Here is an 18071-nt window from a genome sequence, read left to right on the forward strand (position 1 = left end):
CCGTGCACCGAAACCGTCCACCCGTGCCTCCCTCGCGCTCACAAGGGTGATGGCGGCGCGGGTGATCAGCGTCGGGTCGCGCGGGCCTCACCGGGAGCCGGTGGGTGAGGCCGGGGGCTCGGGTGGGCAGAACTCTGCCGAGACGACCTTCTTGCCGCCGCCGACCCAGTCACCGTTGAAGTTGAGGGTGATCATGTGGCGGCCGTCCCGGGTGCCGAAGGACTGGGTGGAGGAGCCGTGGATGCCGCCCGAGTGGCCCCATACCTTGATGCCGCAGGTGGTCTCGTACTCGATGAGGCCGAGACCGTAGCGCTGGTTCGGGAGGTTGCCCTCGGTCGGGACGGTGTCGGTCATCTGCCGCAGTTGGGCCGGGCGCAGCAGCCGGCCGGTGAACAGGGCGGTGTAGAAGCGGTTGAGGTCGGACGCGGTGGTGATCATCTCGCCCGCCGCCCAGGCCCAGGACGGATTCAGCTCGGTGACGTCGTAGGTCGTGCCGGGGTCCTCCGTGAAGGTGGAGTAGTGACGGGTGGGCGCCGGCACGTGCGGATCGGTGCCGGGGAAGTACGTCGAGCGCATCCCCAGGGGCCGGGTGACGCGTCGTTCGATCTCGTCGGCGTAGGGCCTGCCGGTCAGCTTCTCGATGATCAGGCCGAGCAGGAGGTAGTTGGTGTTGGAGTACCTCCATGAGGTGCCCGGTTCGAACTGGGGAGGGTTCCGCAGGGCGAGGGCGATGACCTGCTCCGGGGTCCAGTCGTCGTAGCGCGTCTTCAGGAACTCGATGCCGAGCACCTGCTTCACGAAGGTGGCGTCCTCGGCGAAGTTGAAGATGCCGCTGGTGTGGTTCATCAGCTGACGCACCGTGATCTTCGTACCGTCGTGGCCGCTGCCCCGGACCAGGCCGGGCAGATAGTGGTCGACGGTGGCGTCGAGGTCGAGTCTCCCCTCCGCCTGGAGCTGCAGCAGGACGGTGGCCACGAGCGACTTGGTCACGCTTCCGGTGCGGAACGCGTCCCCGAATCCACGCGGTTGCCGTGTGCTCAGGTCGGCGACGCCCGAGGTCGCCTTCCACACCCCGTGGGCGTCACGCACCTCCGCGACGACTCCGGGCACGCCCGCGGCGACGGCGGCGTCCATGGCGGCCCGGGTGGCGGCGTGATCGGAACGGGCGGACGGGGCGGATTGGATGGACGGTGGGCTGGAGGCCGACCGGGTGGTGGGCGTCGAAGGACCGGCCGCGGCCGCGGGGGTGGCCGACAGGGCCGTTCCTGCCGCCGCGATCGCTGTCACGCCGGCCAGCGTCGTCCGTATCAGGCGGGTGGACATGGGCATCGGCCTCTCTCTCGTCTCTCGGCTCGGGTACTCGCCGCATGGTGCCGACCGCCCTCAACGGGCCACCAACGCGCCGCTAACGGCGGTGCCCTGAGCGCCTTTTGAGCACGGCCCGCGGTGCACGAGGATGGGGGTGCTGTTCGATCGACGTCGTACGCCGGGCGCCCGCTGTTCCGCGGCCGGCGCGGGGGAGTGCCGGTGAGGTTCGCAGTACTGGGAGCGGTGACGGCCGTCGACGACGACGGTGGGGCCGTCGTCCTCCGAGGGGCCAAGTCCCGGGCGTTGCTGGCCGCGCTGCTGCTGGAGCCCGACCGGACCGTGCCGCTGGAATCGGTGAGGCGGGTGCTGTGGGGCGAGGAGCCGCCGCCCACGGCCACCGCTTCGCTGCACAACCATGTCGCCCGGCTGCGGCGCGGCCTCCGCGACGGCGAAGGCACCCGACTGCGCACCATGAGCCACGGTCTGCGACTGCGGGTCGAGGACGGCGAGTTGGACCGGCAGGTGTTCGAGGGGCTGGTACGGCGGGCGCAGGAGGCCGGCGACCGGGGGGAGTGGGAGGCGGCGGTGCGGGACGCGGGCGCCGCGCTCGCGCTCTGGCGGGGCGCGCCCTTCGCCGATGTGCCCGCTGTCGCCGATCACCCCGTCGTCACGTATCTCCAGGAGCAGCGGGTGGAGGCGCTGGAGTGCCGCTTCGAGGCCCTGCTGCGCCTCGACCGCCTCGACGGGCTCGCCGCGGAACTGGGCGCCCTGGTCGAGGAGCATCCGTTCCGGGAGACCCTGCACAGCCGGCTGATGCTCGTCCTCGGCCGCACGGGCCGTCAGGCCGAGGCGCTGGCCCACTTCCGTGCCCTGCGCCGCACCCTGGTCGAGGAGCTGGGGGTCGAGCCGGGCGCGGCCCTCCAGGAGGCCCATCGCGAGGTACTCGGTGGGACGGTCACCGGCCCGCGACAACCGCCCGCGTCCGCTGCGCCGACGGTGCCGGTCGTGTCCGCCGCGCCGGTCGTGTCCGCCGCGTCGCCCGTGTCCGCTGCGCCGACGGTGCCGGTCGTGTCCGCCGCGCCGGTCGTGTCCGCCGCGTCGCCCGTGTCCGCCGCGCCGACGGTGCCGGTCGTGTCCGCCGCGTCGCCCGTGTCCGCCGCGTCGTCGGTGCCGGCCGCGCTGTCGGTGGACGCCGCGCCGACGATGCCGACCGCATCCGCCGAGCCGACCGCGCCGGATCCGTCCGCCGCGCCGCCCGCGTCCGGCACGTCCACCACGTCCGCCGTTTCGATCGCGTCCGCCGCCCCTGCTGACTCCACCGGGTTCGCCGCCGTCCCCGTGGCGCCCTCCGTAACCACCGCCCCGTCCACCACACCCGTCGCCCCGCACGAGACGCTCCCGCGTCCGGAGCACGGTGCGACGCTCCCAGGGCGGGAGGACGAACCCCTCACGCCTCCCGAGTACGAGACGCTCCCCCGTCCGGATCAACTACCCGCGCCCCCGGTCGGGTTCGTCGGCCGGATCGGGGCCGTCGCGGAGATCCGGGCCGTGTTGGAGGCGGAGCGGGACCGGGCCGCGCTCGCCGTGGTCAGTGGGATGCCGGGGGTCGGCAAGACGGGCCTCGCCCTGCACATCGCGGCCCAGCTCCGCCCCGCGTTCCCCGACGGCCGGCTCTACCTCGATCTGCACGGAGCCACCCCCGGCCGGACCCCCCTCACGCCCGCCGAGGCCCTCGCCGCCCTCCTGCACGGACTGGGCGTGGACGCCCGCCGCGTCCCCGGCGGCGTGGCGGCCGGTTCCGCGCTGCTGCGCTCCGCGCTCGCCCCGACCCGGACACTGCTCGTCCTCGACGACGCGGCCTCGGTCAGCCAGATACGCCCGCTGCTGCCGGCCGGGGCGGGCTGCGCCGTCCTGGTGACCAGCCGTCAGCCGCTCGCCACCCTGGGCGCCGCCGCCCAGGTCCGCCTGGACCCGCTCTCCCCGCGCGAGGGCGCCCTGCTGCTGGAGCGGGCCTCGGGCCGGTCGTGGGGCGCGGCCGACGCCGAACCGGTCGCCCGGCTGGCGGCGCTGTGCGGTCACCTGCCCCTCGCGCTCCGGATCTGCGCGGCCCGGCTGAGGAGCAGGCAGGCGCTGCCGGTGGCCCGCCTGACGGAACGTCTCGCCCGGCAGGAGGACCGTCTGGACCACCTCGACCTGGAGGACCTCAGCGTGCGCCGCTCCCTGCTGGCGGCCTACGAGGCGCTCCTCGCGTCGGGCGACCCGTGCGACGCCGACGCCGCCGCGGCCCTGGTCCTCATCGGCGCGCTGGACCTGCCGGAGTACGGGGCCCCGCTGATGGCCGTCGCGACGGAGCGCACCGAGCGGAGCGCCGAGCGGGCGCTGGACCGGCTGACGGAGGTGGCGCTGCTCCAGGAGACGGGCTGGGGCCGCTACGTTCCGCACGACCTGGTCCGCGACTTCGCCCGGGAACTCGCCGCCCGGCCGGACGCGCGGCACGCCCACGCGGTCGAGCGCTCCCTGCGCTGGTACCGGCGGCGGCTCGCGCGATGCGCCGCCGCGCTGCGGCCGGGACGCGGGGGACCGCCCAAGCTCTCCGGCGGCGGCCCGGCCTTCGCCGACGCCGCGGAGGCACTCGCCTGGGGCGACCTGGAGTCGGCGAACCTCCTCTTCCTGGCCGGCTCGGGCGCGCCCGGCCCACCGGTCCCGACCAGCACCAGCACCCACGACCGGCGGCACTCGACCTGCGCCCACGGCCCGCTGGACCCGGCCCAGGCCCATGGCTCGCCGGCGTCGGCCCGCACCCACGGCCCGCTGGACGCGACCAGTACCCACGGTCAGTTGGACCCGGGCTGCGCCCACGGCCCGCTGGACGCGGCCCATGGTTCGCCGGCGTCGGCCCGCACTCATGGCCCGCTGGACGCGACCAGTACCCACGGTCAGTTGGACCCGGCCTGCGCCCACGGCCCGCTGGACGCGGCCCATGGTTCGCCGGCGTCGGCCCGCACTCATGGTCCGCTGGACCCGACCAGTACCCACGGCTCGCTGGACCCGGCCTGCGCCCACGGCCCGCTGGACGCGGCCCAGGCCCATGGCTCGCCGGCGTCGGCCCGCACCCACGGCCCGCTGGACCCGGCCCGCACCCACAGCCCGCTGGACGCGGCCCGGACCCACGGCCCGCTGGACCCGACCAGGGCAGTCAACGGCCCCTCGCGACAGGCCCCGACCCAAGGGCCGCTGGACCCGGCCCAGACCCTGGAACTGATCCACGACCTCTTCCCCTATCTGCACGATCGCGGGCGGGCCCGGGATCTCGAACGGCTGACGCGGCACGCCGTCGTCCTGGCCCGGGCCGGTGGCGACGCGGCGGCCGAGGGGCGTGCCCTGGGCCACCTCGCCTCCGCGCACTACTCGGCGGGGCAGATCCGGCAGGCGCTGCGCCTCCTCGACGAGGCCGTGCGGCTGAGCGAGCACCTCGCCGACGACCGGACCAGGATGCGGCACCTCGGCAACCGGGCCGCCCTGCTGCGGGAACTGGGCCGGGGCGCGGACGCCCGGGCGACGCTCGCGCGGTGCCTCGCCCTGCGCCCCGACACCCTCGCCCCCGCCGAGGAGGCGCTCCTCGCCGGACACCAGGGGTACGTCGCCGAACTCACCGACCCCCGCTCGGCGGTCCCCCTCCACCGGCGCAGCCGGGAACTGGCCCGACGGGCGGGCAGCACGGTGATCGAGCAGGTCGCCCTCTGCAACACGGGCCGCGCCCAGCTGGCCCTCGGTGAACCCGCCCGAGCCCTGCGCAGCTTCGACGACGCGTTGCGGGTCATGGCGTCCGGCGCGGCCCACTGGAACGCCGAGCGGGAGACCCGGCTGGGCCGGGCGCAGGCACTGCGGGCCCTCGGCCGCCTCGACCCGGCGCGGGAGGCGTGCGGGGCGCTGCTCCGGGAGGCCGCCGAGCGCGGCGACGCGTACGGGCGGGGCCTCGCCGAGTACGAGTATGGGCATGTCCTGCGGGCCCTCGGGGACGACGGGGCGGCCCAGCGCCACTGGCGCGGCGCGCTGACCGCCCTGGAGGGCACGGACGCGCCGGTGCTCCACGAACTCCGTTCGCTGACGCGGGAGTTCCGCCCCGAGGGACGTTCGGCACGAGGGTGAGGCGACCGTCGCCGTACAGCGGCCCCTCAACGTGCGGCGGCCCTCATCGCGCGTCGGTCGCCGAAGGGGCAGTGGACGGGGTCGGCGCCGCCGAGGGCTCCTCGGTCGGGGAGGACGCACCCGGCGTCGCGGACCGCCCCGTGGAGGAGTCCTCGGCGGGATCGGGAACGGGGGTGGCGGACGAGGGCGATTCCGTGGCGGGCGGCGGCAGTGAGGGCGACTCCGTGCGGGGGGGCGTGGGAGGGGGACTGCTCGCCGGTGGCGGGGCGAGCGGCGGCGACGGGGGCGTGCGCGTCCCGGACGTGGCGAACAGCGTGGGGACGGTGATGAGGGCGGCCACCGCGCAGGTGACGGCGGTTCCGGCGGCGGCACGCAGCAGACGGCGGCGGCCCGCGGCGCGGCGGATCGCCTCGTAGCGGCCGGGCGGTGCACCGAGGTGCTCGGCGGGCGGGCGCAGGATGACGGCCAGCGGATCGTCGGGCTCGAACTCCGGGCCGTCGTCAGCATGTGTGATCAAGGCTTCTCCTCAGATGGGCGCGGAGCAGTTCGCGGGCCGCGTGGAGATCGGCCTTGACGGTTCCTTCCTTGCGTCCGGTCAGGACGGACACCTCCCGGATCGGCATGTCAGCGTAGTAGTGCAGCAGGATCGGGACGCGCAGTCGCTCCGGCAGCGACTGCACCAGCAGCCGCACCGAGGGGTCGGCCTGCTCGGTGTGATCGCCCCCCGGGCGCACCGCCGCCTCGGCCGTGGCCCGGCGCATCGCCCGGCGTTCCCGTTCGAGCTTGCGCCAGTGGTCCCGTACGAGGTTCGCCGCGGTGACGTAGAGGAAGCCGTGCGGTTCGGAGACGGAGGTCCAGCGGGCCCAGAGCCGGGTGAACGCCTCCGACGCGATCTCGTGGGCCGTCTCGTCGTCGTCGACCAGCCTGCGGCACCAGCCGGCGAGGCGGGGGTAGAGGGCGGCGAACAGTTCGGACGCGGCCTTCTCGCGGGACCGTTTCAACGCTCTCCAGGGTCGTGGGCTCGTCATGTCGTGCGGGCGGTCGTACGGGAAGGGACGAGGCCCGCCCCCGGGGTGGCCGTACGGGCGGGCGGCGGGTGAGGGGTGACCGGTCACCGCACCGGCTCGCCCGTACGGCCGGTGGCGCTCAGCGAGGCGAAGACGATGACGTTGTCCCGGTACTCCTCGCCGGAGCGGGGTCCACCGCAGGTGATGAGACGGAGTTCGGGGAGGTCCACGTTCCCGTAGACCTCCGCCGCCGGGAAGTCGGCCTTGGCGACGGTCCGTACGCGGTCGACGGTGAACTCCGCCGTCGAGCCGTCGGCCCGGCGCACGGTGATCCGCGCGCCGCGCCGCAGCCGCGCGAGCCGGCGGAAGACACCGTCGCCGTAGGCCCCGACCGTGACATGCCCCAGGATCACCGAGGGGCCGGTCTGACCCGGTGTCGGTGAGTGCCGGTACCACCCCGCCCGGTCGTGCTCCACCACCGGCGGCACCTCCACGCTCCCGTCCGCCGCCAGCCCCAGCCCCATGACCGGCGTGTCCACTCCGATGGCCGGGATCAGCAGCCTGACCGGCACCGAGCGCGCCAGCGGCGACGGCGACCCGCCCGAGGAGGACGACCGGCGGGCCGCGTTCGACGAGGGGGCGGACGGGGCTGTGTCGAGCGGGGGAGGGCCGGAGTCCCGGCCCCCGGCACCGCCGCTCCCCTGACACCCGACGAGCAGCGAGGCCGCCGCCACGGCGATGAGGGAGCGCCGGGAGAGCGCCGCGGTGGGCGGTGTCATGCCGTGTCGCTCCGGCGGCGCCGGACGAGCACGATCGCGCCGGCCCCGCCGACGAGGGCCGCGACAGCGCCCGAGCCGATGAGCACGGCGCCGGTCCCCGACCCGTCCGACCCCGCCGCCTCCCCGGTGTCGGGCGCACCGCTCGGCACCACGGAGACCTGGCTCGGCACCGGAGACGAGTCGGTGGCGTCGCCGTCCTCGGCGGGCCCGGGCGTGGTCGAGTCCTCGGCGGGCCCGGGCGTGGGTGAATCCTCGGCGGGCCCGGCGGTGGACGGCACGGGGCTGGCTGTGGAGGTCGCCGAGCGGGGCGCGGCGGACGGGGCGGTGGCGTCGGCGAACGCGGGCAGCGCACCCGCCAGGACGGCGGTGCAGGCCAGTGCCGCGGCACTGAGGACGGTACGGCGCATGTGTCGCTCTCTCTCGTCGGGCCGCCCGGACGGTGACCCGGCGGGGCGGCGTTGCGGATCGAGCGGAGAGACGAGACAGCGGCCGACCCCGTTGTAAAGAGATGGCAAAGCCGTTGCCGGGGCCCGGAGTCGGCACGGCCGCCGCGGCACCCCCGGCCCGGGCGACCGCGGGACCCGCCCTGGTCACACGCGCCACGGGTCACACGAGGAACAGCAGCTCCACGGCGACCATCACGTCCACCACCCCGCACCACTCGGCGAAGCTGGGCGCGACGACACCGTCGAGCCGGCGCATCCTCAAGTGGGCGAAGTCCCAGACGCCGTGGAGGAACCAGCCGGCGGCCACCAGGTACCGGCCCACATCGGGGTCCAGCACCAACCCGGCGACCGCGAGCGCGCCGAACACGACCGCGCCGGCCGCCTGGACGCCGAGGAGGGGCCGCCCGTGGGGAGTTCCGCGCAGAGCGCCCCACAACAGCACGGCCAGCGCGACGCCCACCATGACCCCGGCGGGCGAGACCAGGTCCAGGAGTTGCAGGGCGAACGCGAACACCACGCCCGCGCCCAGCACCGGCCAGGTCGCCTTCGCCCTCCCCGCCTGATGGACCACCACGTACAGCAGCGGCAGGAGGGGCAGGAACTCGCCGTATCCCCGGACGGCGCCGGCCGAATCCTCCGAGCCGCCCAGCACCAGCCCGGGGACGGTCAACGCGAGGGCGAGGGCCGTGGGCCAGCGCCGCAGCAGCGCCCTGGCCGGACGCCGCTCCTCGGACACACTCGACGAGGTCGTCGCACACATGGAGATCTCCTGAGATACGGGGGCGGGGTATTTCCCACGTCCCTCAGACTGCTCCCGGACGACCGCCGCCAGTAGTGCCGTATCCGCATGCGAGCACGTGGAGTTGTCACGTCCGCGCGTGACATCTGTCATGCGGGGCCGCGTCCGTACGAGAATGGCCCGGTGCGGGACGGGGAGAGCGAACGCGGGGCGGGGCTGACGAGCTTCCGCCGATTCACCTGGTGGACGGTGCCGGGGACCGCCGTGTGCCTCCTGCTGCTGTTCTACGGCGAGTGGGTCCTGGACCCGGACGTCCCGGCCTGGGCGCGCATCCCGGTCGCCGTCGCCCTCGTCGTCGACGCCGTGGCCGCCGCGGTCCTGCTCGGCGGCCCGCTGAGCCCGTCGGCGGCCGCCGACGGCGCTCACCCGGTGCGCCCGCCGAGGAACTGGATACTCGCCGCGGTCGTCGCCACCGTCGTGCTCGCGGCGCTGCCGCTGGCCCGGCGCGCCTACGAACTGTGGGCGGTCGCCCCCGCCGTCACCACGGCGATGTGCGCTCCCCACCTCCGCCCGCGCCACCGCCGGTCGCTGCTCGCCGGGGCGGTGCTCCTCGCCACGCTGCCGGGCGCGGCCGTCAGCCTCGCCGCCGGCGACGGCAAGGTCTTGTTCGCCGTGCTCTTCCCGGCCGGGTTGGTCGCCTTCACCGCGTGGACGGTGCTCGGTCCCCTGTGGGCCTGGAACATCGCCGGGCGCCTCGATCGGGCGCGACGCCTGGAGGCCGAGCTGGCCGTCCGGGACGAACGGCTCCGCTTCGCCGCCGACCTGCACGACATCCAGGGCCACCACCTCCAGGTCATCGCCCTGAAGAGCGAGTTGGCGGCGCGGCTCGTGGAACGGGACCCGGCGCGCGCCGCCGCCGAGATGCGCGAGGTACGGCAAATGTCCGCCGACGCCCTCCGCGACACCCGGGCCGTGGTGCTGGGCTACCGCCGTACGACCCTCGACGACGAGATCACCAACGCCGGGAAGGTACTGGCCGCGGCCGGCATCGACATCCGCACCGCCCCCCGAACCGCCTCTGCCGCCCATGACATGGCCGACGCCACCCGCCATCTGCTCGGCCTGGTCATGCGGGAGGCCACCACCAACGTCCTCCGCCACAGCCGCGCCCGGTACGCGGAGATCGACTACCGGGCCACCGGCGGTCGCGCCCGGCTGCGCGTGGCCAACGACGGCGCCGACGAGCGCCCCGGCACGGGCAACAGCACCGGCGACGGCACCGGCCTGACCGCCCTCGGCGAGCGACTGCGGTCCGCCGGCGGCCAGTTGACGTGGCACCGCGACGGCGACCGCTTCGAGATCACGGCCACCCTGCCGCTCGCCTCCGCCGACACGGCCCCCCAAACCCCTGAAAAGGCCGGCCAGATGAAGGAAGTGGCCCCATGATCCGGCTTCTCATCGCCGACGACGAGGACCTCCTCCGAAGCGCCCTGGCCGCGCTGCTCGCCCTGGAGGACGACCTGTGCGTGGTCGCCGAGGCCGCCACCTCCACCGACGCGGTACGGCTCGCACGCGAACTCCGCCCCGACATCGCCGTGCTCGACCTGGAGATGCCGCCGACCGACGGACTGCGCGCCGCCGAGGAGATCGGCGCCGAACTGCCCACCCGTACCGTCATCGTCACCCGGCACGCCCGGCCCGCCGTGCTGCGCCGGGCCCTCGCGGCGGGGGTGCGGGGCTTCGTCCCCAAGACGACCCCGGCCGCCCGGCTGGCGGAGATCATCCGTGATGTCGCCGCCGGACGCCGCTATGTCGACCCGGACATCGCCGCGTCCGCGCTCACCGAGGACGACTGCCCCCTCAGCGACCGCGAACTCCAGGTCCTGCGCGCCGCCCGCACCGGGGCCTCCGTCGCCGAGATCGCCACCGCGGTCCATCTGGCCCAGGGCACCGTCCGCAACTACCTCTCCGCCGCGATGTCCAAACTGGGCGCGCCCACCCGCCACGCGGCGGCCCACCACGCGTGGCAGCAGGGCTGGATCTGACCCGGCCCCCGAGCACGTGCCGTCAGTACACGTCCCGCACGTACCGCTTCTCGTTGGCCAGCTGCTTCACGTACGCGGCGGCCTCCGCCTCGTTCAGCCCGCCGTGGGCGACCGCGATGTCCCGCAGCGCCCGGTCGACGTCCTTCGCCATCCGGGAGGCGTCACCGCAGACGTAGAAGCGGGCGCCGTCCTGGAGCCAGTGCCACAGCTCGGGGCCGTGCTCCCGCATCCGGTCCTGGACGTACACCTTGGCCCGCTGGTCCCGCGAGAAGGCGGTGTCCAACCGGTCCAGCACCCCCGCCCGCCGCAGCTGTGTCAGCTCGTCCTCGTAGTAGAAGTCCGTGGCCCGGTGCTGCTCGCCGAAGAACAGCCAGTTGGGCGCCCGGTGGCCGAGGGCCTGCCGCTCCTGGAGGAAGCCGATGAAGGGGGCGACGCCGGTGCCGGGGCCGACCATGACCATCGGGGTCGTGGCGTCCGCCGGCGGCCGGAAGTGCGGTGACCGCTGCACGAACACCGGCACCTCCATGCCCGCCTCGCCGTCCGCGAGGAACGGCGAGCAGACCCCGCCGCGCGGCTGCCCGTTCAGGTTCTCGTACCGCACGACCGACACGGTCAGCGACACCTCGTGCGGGTCGACGAGCGGGCTCGACGAGATGGAGTACAGCCGCGGCTGGAGCCGCTTGAACATCCCGGCCCACTCGGCCGCGGAGGCCCGCACCGCGAACTCGGCGACCACGTCCACGGCCTGCCGGCCCCATGACCACTGGGCGAGCCCGTCCTTGTTGTCGGGCCGCATCAGTTTCTTCAACTCCCGGTTGTCCCGCGTCCGTTCGGAGACGAAACGGAGCAGGTCCGGGGTGATCCGGGTGATGTCGAGATGCCGGTGCAGCGCCTCGGCGAAGGGCAGCTCGCCGACACCGCCGACCTCGACGGCGGCCGAGCCGTCCAGACCGGTCACCGCGAGCCACTCGGCGACCAGGTCGGGCGAGTTGACCGGCCGCACCCCGAGCGCGTCCCCGGCCTCGTACGACAGCCCCGTCCCCTTGGTGTCGAAGGTGAACCGGCGTACTTCCTTCGCCGCCCCCGGCAGGCTGAGCAGCCGGTTGCCGACCAGCCGGGCGGGCGAGGGCACGGGCCTGGCGGAACGGGGGGCGACAGGGGCGGCGAGGGGCGCTGCGACGGGCGCGCCCTGGGTGGCGGCCTCCGTGAGCCCCTGGGGAGCGGACGCCTCCGCCCCGGCGCCGAGCGCGGTGAGCACCTGGCCGAGCCAGGCGTCCGCCGACGGCTCGTAGTCCGGCTCGCAGTCCGTACGGGGCGCCAGCCGTACCGCGCCCAGCTCGTCGAGCCGGGCGTCCAGTCGCCGGCCGTGCCCGCAGAAGTCGTCGTACGACGAGTCCCCGAACGCCAGCACCGCGTACCGTACGCCGTCCAGCCGTGGCGCCTCCCGGTGCGCGAGGGCCTCCCAGAAGCCGGAGCCGTTGTCGGGCGCGTCCCCGTCGCCGAAGGTGCTCGTGATGAGCAACAGATCGGCGTCGCGCGGCAGTTCGGCCGGGGCCGCCTCGTCCATGCCGATCAGGGTCGCCCGGTGCCCGGCCGCGCCCAGATGCTCGGCGGCGGCCACCGCGAACTCCTCCGCGGTGCCGGTCTGCGAGGCCCACAGCACCACGACGTCCCGCCCCGCCGTGCGCACCGAGGGGGCGACCGGGGGCTCCGCCGACCGGGAGTACATCCCGGCGAGCACCCCGTTCACCCACAGCGCGTGCTCGGGGCTGAACGGCGCGTCCGGCGGCAGCACGGGCACCCCCGTGACCCCGGACCCGAGCCCGGCGAGGAAACCGGTGAGGTACTGGCGCTCCTGGGCGGACAGGACGGGCGGGGGAGCGGGCTCGAGCCCGAAGGGGTTGCCGCCGGGGGTGACCGAGACCGGGACGAGCGCCCCGACCGCCTGCACCTCACCTCCAGGGCCGTCGCCCACCGGGACCCTGCCCCCTGGTGCCTTCCCCGCCTCCACCTCCGCCCCTCGGCCCTTCACCGGCTCGGCCCCGACCGGCAGCGGCAGCGGCACCGGCGCGGGCGCCGCCACCTTCGTCAGCCCCACCGCGCACACCTTCAACTCCGGCTGGAACGACAGCGGGTCCACCGCGTCGCTGGTCACCGCGTTGATGCTCAGGTACTCCCCGAACAGGTCGTTCCAGTGGAACGGCGCGAACAGGCACCCCGGCCGCACCCGGTCCGTCACGACCACCGGCAGCACGGCCCGCCCTCGCCGCGAGGCGACCTCGGCGAAATCACCGTCGGCGAACTCCAGCGTTTCCGCGTCCTGCGGATGCACCTCCACGAACGGCCCGGGGTTCAGCTTGTTGAGCTTGGCCACCTTCCCCGTCTTCGTCAGCGTGTGCCACTGGTGCTGCAACCGCCCGGTGTTGAGCACGAACGGGAAGTCGTCGTCCGGCAGTTCGGCGGGCGCCATGTGCGGCCGCGCGTGGAACACGGCCCGCCCGCTCGCGGTGGGGAACGTCAACCCGCCGTTCGCGTCCACGTACCGGATGGGGTTGCGCGCGGGCCCGGTCTGCTCCGCGGCCGGCCACTGCACCGTCGTCGACCGCAGCCGCTCGTACGTCACGCCCCGCAGGTCCCACCCGGTCTTCGGGTTCCACGCCTGCTTGATTTCCTCGAAGACCTGTTCGGCGCTGTCGTACGAGAAGCCCTTCTCGAAGCCCATCTCCCGGGCGACGGCGGCGATGATGCGCCAGTCGGCCATCGCCTCGCCCGGCGGATCGGCGGCCGCGGCGGCCAGCGTCAGATTCCGCTCGCTGTTGACGAGGACGCCCTCGGACTCGGTCCACAGGGCCCCGGGCAGCACGACATCGGCGTACGCGTTGGTCTCGGTGTCGGCGAACACGTCCTGCGTGACGACGAACTCGGCGGCCTCCAGGCCCTCGATGACGGTCTTCCGGTTGGCCACGGACGCCACGGGGTTGGTGCAGATGATCCAGCACGCCTTGATCTCGCCGTCGGCCATCCTCCGGAACATCTCGACGGTGCCCTTGCCGAAACCGTCCGGGCGCAGCGTGTCCGGCGCCAGCCCCCACAGCTCCTCGACGAACGCCCGCTCCTCGTCCACGAGCACCGACCGCTGGCCCGGCAGCCCCGGCCCCATGTAGCCCATCTCGCGCCCGCCCATGGCGTTGGGCTGCCCGGTCAGCGAGAACGGCCCGCTGCCCGGCCGGCAGATGGCGCCGGTCGCGAGATGCAGATTGACCAGGGCGTTGGTGTTCCAGGTGCCGTGCGTGGACTGGTTGAGCCCCATGGTCCAGCAGCTCGTCCACTCGGCCGCCTCGCCGATCAGCCGCGCGGCCTGCCGTATGTCGTCCGCCGCGAGCCCGGTGACGGCCGCGACGGCGTCCGGCGCGTAGTCGGCGAGGAAGCCGGGCATCGCCTCCCAGCCCTCGGTGTGCGCGGCGATGAACTCGGGATCGGTGTGCCCGTTCGCGTGCAGCAGGTGCAGCAGCCCGTTGAGCAGCGCGAGGTCCGTGCCCGGACGAATCTGCAGGAACAGGTCGGCCTTCTCGGCGGTCGCCGTCCGCCGGGGATCGACGACGATCAGCTTCGCGCCCGCCTTGACCCGGTCCATCATCCGCAGGAAGAGGATCGGGTGGCAGTCGGCCATGTTCGAGCCGATGACGAGGAAGACGTCGGCCTTGTCGAGGTCCTCGTACGAGCCGGGCGGCCCGTCGGCGCCCAGCGACAGCTTGTAGCCGGTGCCGGCGCTCGCCATGCACAGCCGGGAGTTCGACTCGATCTGGTTGGTGCGGATGAAGCCCTTGGCGAGCTTGTTCGCCAGGTACTGGGCCTCCATGCTCATCTGGCCGGAGACGTAGAACGCGAACGCGTCCGGCCCGTGCTCGTCGATGATCGCGCGCAGCCGCCGGGCGGTCTCGGTGATGGCGTCCGCGACGGGCGCGGGCACCGGCTCGTCGCCCCGGTCGTCCCGCACGAGGGCCGTGGTGAGCCGGCCGGGCGCGGCCAGCATGTCGGCGGTCGTCGCGCCCTTGGTGCACAGCCGGCCGAAGTTGGCGGGGTGGGACTTGTCGCCGGTCGCCTTCAGGACCGTACGCCGACCGTCGGGACCCGTCCCGACGTCCAGGAGTATGCCGCAGCCGACACCGCAGTACGAGCACACGGTCCGCACCTGGGTGGTGGTGCTCTGCGGGCCCTGTGCGGCCACGGGCGGCCCCTCTCTGTCGGCGTCCGGGGTGTCCGGTCCCTGACCGGGACGCCGTCTGGTACGGCGTCCGGTCGGCTTCCGCTCAGCGTCCTGATGGCCGCCGGGCAGGCTCGATCGTACGAATTGCCCGTTACGCCGATGTCACATGACCTGATCATGAGGGGTTACGCCCGCCACACACCGCCGGGCAGGAGGATGTGAGGGTGTGATCCCGCCCGGTGTGACGGACGGGGGTGTCGCGGTCCGTGTCGCTGTTGGGCCGAACGGGTGACCATGCGTAAGAATTGGTCGATGCAGTCAATCAGTGCGAGCCAGGGGGAAGGCCGGTGAACAGGGTGAACAGCCACGATGTCACCGACGAACAGTGGGAGGGGCTCGCACAGGTCGTGCCGCTGCGGGGCCGGGACGCATGGCCGTCCGCGGTGGACCACCGGGCCATACCGGAGGCCGAGACCGAGGCCCGGCGCCGTTTCGTCGTCCTCCGCGTCAATGTCTTCGCCGACGCCCGCGATGTCGCCGAGACGCTCATGGCGGGCATTCCGGTCCTCCTCGACCTCTCCGGTGCGGAGGCCGAGGTGGCCAAACGCGTCCTCGACTTCAGCACGGGCGTCGTCTTCGGCCTGGCGAGCGGAATGCACCGCGTCGACCGCAACGTGTTCCTCCTCACGCCCAACGGAACAGAGGTCCGCGGGCTGATGGAAAACGCAGGAGTCCCGGGAGTCTGAGTCCTGCGGGGCCGATGCGCTCCCCACGGTGCCGGCTCGGAGCCGCCACCCAAACGCACCGCCTTGCCCCGCCCCTTACGTCACCGCCGCCTACCGCTGCGGCGCCGCCGTCCATTGCGGCGCCGCTGTAAGCGCCGCCGCCGCTGTGTGCGCCGCCGTCGCTGTGTGCGCCGCCGTCGCTGTGCGCGCCGCCGTCGCTGTGCGCGCTGCCGTCGCTGTGCGCGGCGGTCCGCGCCGTCTGCGAGCGTCCTTGCCGTCTGTGAGGGTCCCGCCTTCCCTGACGGCCTCGTATCCGGGGCGGCCACGGTGTCCGCGACGGCCCGAGGGTCGTCGGCTCGCGCAGGCGGCGGTGGCCGCGACGGCCACCGTGGAGGCGGTGAGGAAGGTGCGGCGGGAGGGGCGCCGCCCCGGCGGCTGACGGACTCCAGGCGGCCCCGGCACACGACGTGCCGGGAGCCGCTTCGGGCGCCCGGCGCGGCCCGAGCCGCTCCACCGTCCGACGCGGTCCGGGCCCTCGGATCCGTCGGGCCCGGAGCCCCAAGGGCCCTCCGCGGATCCCCAGGCGGGGAGCCACCCACTCATGCCGGCCTCCCGTGCCCCCGACCTTGCGGCGCCGTCTCCCCATCCCCTCGGCCCTCCACGCCCTCCCCTCCTCCCAGGTCCCCGGAAGTGTCCGGTCTCCCCGCTGCCCGCCCCCTCCCCGGCGCTCCCCGTTCGCCCCCGGCGCGCCCCCGTGCGGGAGCGCTCCCTCGAACGTAGGAAGATCCGTCTGAGGGAACGGTTTGCCTGCGTTGGGGAGTCCTACGGTCCGCATATGACCGTGTCATCCTCGCCCTCGGTGCGGCCCCGCACGGACGCCGGTGTCCGCTTCGAGCGGCCGTGCGTCACCGAACTGCGGCTCTCGGCGTTCGCCGGGCACCGGGGCGTGGCCGTTCCGCTGGGCCCGCTCACCCTCCTCGCCGGGCACAGCGGCAGCGGCAAGACGACGGCGCTCAAGGCGTACGAGGCGCTCGCCAGGCTCGGCGGCGGCGCCCGCCTCGACGAGGCGTTCCCCGACCCGCACGGCTGCGTGCCCGAGCGGGCCCGCCCGGACGCCCAGCGCCGCCGCGGCTTCCGCGTCGGCTGCACCGCCGACGGCCCCGAGGGCCCCGTCCGGCTCGACATCGCCGTCCAGGCCGAACCGGAACTCCGTATCGTCGGCGAACGGTTGACCTCCGGCGGGCTGACCCTCCTGGAGACCGCCCTGGTCGACCCGAACCGCCCCGTCGTCCAGGCCGCCTGGCACACGGCGGGCACCACCCCGGTCACCCGCGGCCCCCTGCCCGACGACCGTCTCGGCACCGCCCTGCTGCCGCTGCGCGTCGCCGGCAAGACCGACGGCCAGCGCCGGGTCCTCGCCGCCGCCGAACAGATGGTGGTCGCCCTCCGCTCGGTCTTCGTCTGTGACCCCCGTCCCCACCGGATGCGCGACGCCGTACCGCTCGGCTCCGGTCGCCTGCTGCGCGGCTGCGACAACCTCGCCGACGTGCTGTGGCGCACGCGCACGGAGTGCGGCCGACGCCACGCGCAACTCGTCGCGGCCGTCCGGGACGGCTGCGCGGGACCGGTCGTCGACCTCCTCGCCGAGCCCGCCACGGCCGGAAACGGCCAGACCACCGTGTCCCGGGCCGCAGGCGCCGACGGCCGCCGTTCCGGAACCAGAGCCGGAACCAGAGCCGGAACCGTGGCGGGGACTGTGGCCGGGGCCAAGGCCGGGACCGGGAGTGAAGCCAGGGCCGCGACCGGGGCCGGCGTCGAGCCCGGATCCGGCTCCGGCGCAGGCCATCGCACCGTGCGGGCGGTGCTCGACCGCGGCCACGGCGTACGGACACCGCTCGCCCTGCTGGGCGACGGCGAGCTGCGGTACCTCGCGCTCGCCCTGGTGCTGTTCACCGGCCCCGGCGTGCTGGAGGTCGACCCGGCCGCCGAGGTGCCGGCGGCGTTCCAGACGCTGACCGTCCTGGCCGACGGCCTCGACCGCTCCCTCGACCCCCGCCAACGCGACCAACTCCTGCGCGTGGCCGCCCGCATGGGCGAGCGCGGCCACATCCGGCTGGTCGGCACGGTGAGCGACGCCTCTTGGGCCGCCGGGGTCCCGGGAGCGACGGTGGTACACCTGGACCGTGAAGGATCCTGAAACCCCGGACGGACTCGACGTCCCCACCCTCCAGCGGCGACTCGCCGACTTCGCGGCCGCCCGGGACTGGGGGCCGTACCACACCCCGAAGAACCTGGCCTCCGCCCTCAGCGTCGAGGCATCCGAACTCCTGGAGATCTTCCAGTGGTTGACACCAGAGGAGTCGTCCCGCGTGATGTCGGACCCCGACACCGCCCACCGCGTCACCGACGAAGTCGCGGACGTCCTCGCCTACTTGCTCCAGCTCTGCGAGGTCCTCGACATCGATCCGCTGGCCGCGCTGGACGCGAAGATCGACCGCAACGAACGGAGGTTCCCGGCTCCGGAGGGCCCGTGAAGCCGAGCCGCTCCACCCCTTTGTTACTCTCTGTAGTCGCAGAATGGTCCTCTGTCGACTTGTTATCCACAGATTTCGGGCTTCCTCTGGCTTTCTGTCTCAGTCGCCCTCACTGTGGGTAATGAACAGACA

Annotated in this window: 13 protein-coding genes; 6 read left to right on the top strand and 7 right to left on the bottom strand. The window is 74.3% G+C overall.

The genetic code is table 11. From position 1 onward, the window contains the following. Positions 1-87 precede the first annotated feature (87 nt). Positions 88-1329: a serine hydrolase domain-containing protein gene (locus ACZ4Z2_RS06820; protein WP_468073108.1), complete on the bottom strand. Its 1242-nt coding sequence runs from the start codon at positions 1327-1329 to the stop codon at positions 88-90. A gap of 198 nt (positions 1330-1527) precedes the next feature. Here ACZ4Z2_RS06820 and ACZ4Z2_RS06825 point away from each other — a divergent pair, with 198 nt between their 5' ends. After that, on the top strand, positions 1528-5457 hold the full coding sequence (locus tag ACZ4Z2_RS06825) for a BTAD domain-containing putative transcriptional regulator (RefSeq protein WP_468073110.1): 3930 nt from the start codon (positions 1528-1530) through the stop codon (positions 5455-5457). Positions 5458-5500: 43 nt separating this feature from the next. Here the strand turns inward: ACZ4Z2_RS06825 and ACZ4Z2_RS06830 are convergent, their stop codons facing one another. The 5 genes from ACZ4Z2_RS06830 to ACZ4Z2_RS06850 all read right to left on the bottom strand — a co-directional run bounded on the left by ACZ4Z2_RS06830 (position 5501) and on the right by ACZ4Z2_RS06850 (position 8449). Then, positions 5501-5974, bottom strand: coding sequence for a hypothetical protein (locus tag ACZ4Z2_RS06830; RefSeq protein WP_468073112.1), 474 nt, complete (start codon positions 5972-5974; stop codon positions 5501-5503). After that, positions 5958-6458, bottom strand: a complete 501-nt coding sequence (locus ACZ4Z2_RS06835; RefSeq protein ID WP_468073114.1) for an RNA polymerase sigma factor — start codon at positions 6456-6458, stop codon at positions 5958-5960. The genes ACZ4Z2_RS06830 and ACZ4Z2_RS06835 overlap by 17 nt, the downstream gene beginning before the upstream one ends. A gap of 110 nt (positions 6459-6568) precedes the next feature. Next, positions 6569-7243 carry a class F sortase gene (locus ACZ4Z2_RS06840; protein WP_468073116.1) on the bottom strand — a complete coding sequence of 225 codons (675 nt, stop codon included), beginning with the start codon at positions 7241-7243 and terminating at the stop codon, positions 6569-6571. After that, complete coding sequence (locus ACZ4Z2_RS06845) at positions 7240-7650, bottom strand: sortase-dependent protein (RefSeq protein ID WP_468073118.1); 411 nt, start codon at positions 7648-7650, stop codon at positions 7240-7242. Before ACZ4Z2_RS06845 ends, ACZ4Z2_RS06840 begins: the two co-directional genes overlap by 4 nt. A gap of 199 nt (positions 7651-7849) precedes the next feature. Continuing rightward, entirely contained in the window at positions 7850-8449 is a 600-nt protein-coding gene (locus ACZ4Z2_RS06850) for a hypothetical protein (RefSeq protein ID WP_468073120.1), read from the bottom strand. A 162-nt stretch (positions 8450-8611) separates the two neighbouring features. Between ACZ4Z2_RS06850 and ACZ4Z2_RS06855 the strand changes: the two genes are divergently transcribed. Next, a complete protein-coding gene (locus ACZ4Z2_RS06855; protein WP_468073122.1) occupies positions 8612-9874 on the top strand; it encodes a sensor histidine kinase in 1263 nt (420 codons plus the stop codon). After that, a complete protein-coding gene (locus tag ACZ4Z2_RS06860) occupies positions 9871-10473 on the top strand; it encodes a response regulator transcription factor (RefSeq protein WP_468073124.1) in 603 nt (200 codons plus the stop codon). The genes ACZ4Z2_RS06855 and ACZ4Z2_RS06860 overlap by 4 nt, the downstream gene beginning before the upstream one ends. A gap of 22 nt (positions 10474-10495) precedes the next feature. On the opposite strand, the gene ACZ4Z2_RS06865 is transcribed toward ACZ4Z2_RS06860, so the two are convergent. Next, the gene (locus ACZ4Z2_RS06865; protein WP_468073126.1) at positions 10496-14701 is read right to left on the bottom strand and encodes a molybdopterin-dependent oxidoreductase; all 4206 of its coding nucleotides are present in this window, start codon (positions 14699-14701) and stop codon (positions 10496-10498) included. 335 nt (positions 14702-15036) lie between these two features. Here ACZ4Z2_RS06865 and ACZ4Z2_RS06870 point away from each other — a divergent pair, with 335 nt between their 5' ends. From ACZ4Z2_RS06870 to ACZ4Z2_RS06880, 3 genes are all read left to right on the top strand, one after another. Next, positions 15037-15426, top strand: a complete 390-nt coding sequence (locus tag ACZ4Z2_RS06870) for a cell division protein SepF (protein ID WP_468073362.1) — start codon at positions 15037-15039, stop codon at positions 15424-15426. An 814-nt stretch (positions 15427-16240) separates the two neighbouring features. Beyond that, on the top strand, positions 16241-17602 hold the full coding sequence (locus ACZ4Z2_RS06875) for an AAA family ATPase (protein ID WP_468073128.1): 1362 nt from the start codon (positions 16241-16243) through the stop codon (positions 17600-17602). Beyond that, on the top strand, positions 17589-17939 hold the full coding sequence (locus tag ACZ4Z2_RS06880; RefSeq protein ID WP_468073130.1) for a nucleotide pyrophosphohydrolase: 351 nt from the start codon (positions 17589-17591) through the stop codon (positions 17937-17939). The genes ACZ4Z2_RS06875 and ACZ4Z2_RS06880 overlap by 14 nt, the downstream gene beginning before the upstream one ends. Positions 17940-18071: the final 132 nt, after the last annotated feature.

The organism is Streptomyces sp. NPDC030183 (genome assembly GCF_055573455.1).

Excerpts from the sequence above, each read along its gene's own strand:
- ACZ4Z2_RS06850 (WP_468073120.1), bottom strand. The coding sequence starts at position 8,449 with ATGTGTGCGACGACCTCGTCGAGTGTGTCCGAGGAGCGGCGTCCGGCC.
- ACZ4Z2_RS06820 (WP_468073108.1), bottom strand. The coding sequence starts at position 1,329 with ATGCCCATGTCCACCCGCCTGATACGGACGACGCTGGCCGGCGTGACA.
- ACZ4Z2_RS06840 (WP_468073116.1), bottom strand. The coding sequence starts at position 7,243 with ATGACACCGCCCACCGCGGCGCTCTCCCGGCGCTCCCTCATCGCCGTG.
- ACZ4Z2_RS06860 (WP_468073124.1), top strand. The coding sequence starts at position 9,871 with ATGATCCGGCTTCTCATCGCCGACGACGAGGACCTCCTCCGAAGCGCC.
- ACZ4Z2_RS06845 (WP_468073118.1), bottom strand. The coding sequence starts at position 7,650 with ATGCGCCGTACCGTCCTCAGTGCCGCGGCACTGGCCTGCACCGCCGTC.
- ACZ4Z2_RS06875 (WP_468073128.1), top strand. The coding sequence starts at position 16,241 with ATGACCGTGTCATCCTCGCCCTCGGTGCGGCCCCGCACGGACGCCGGT.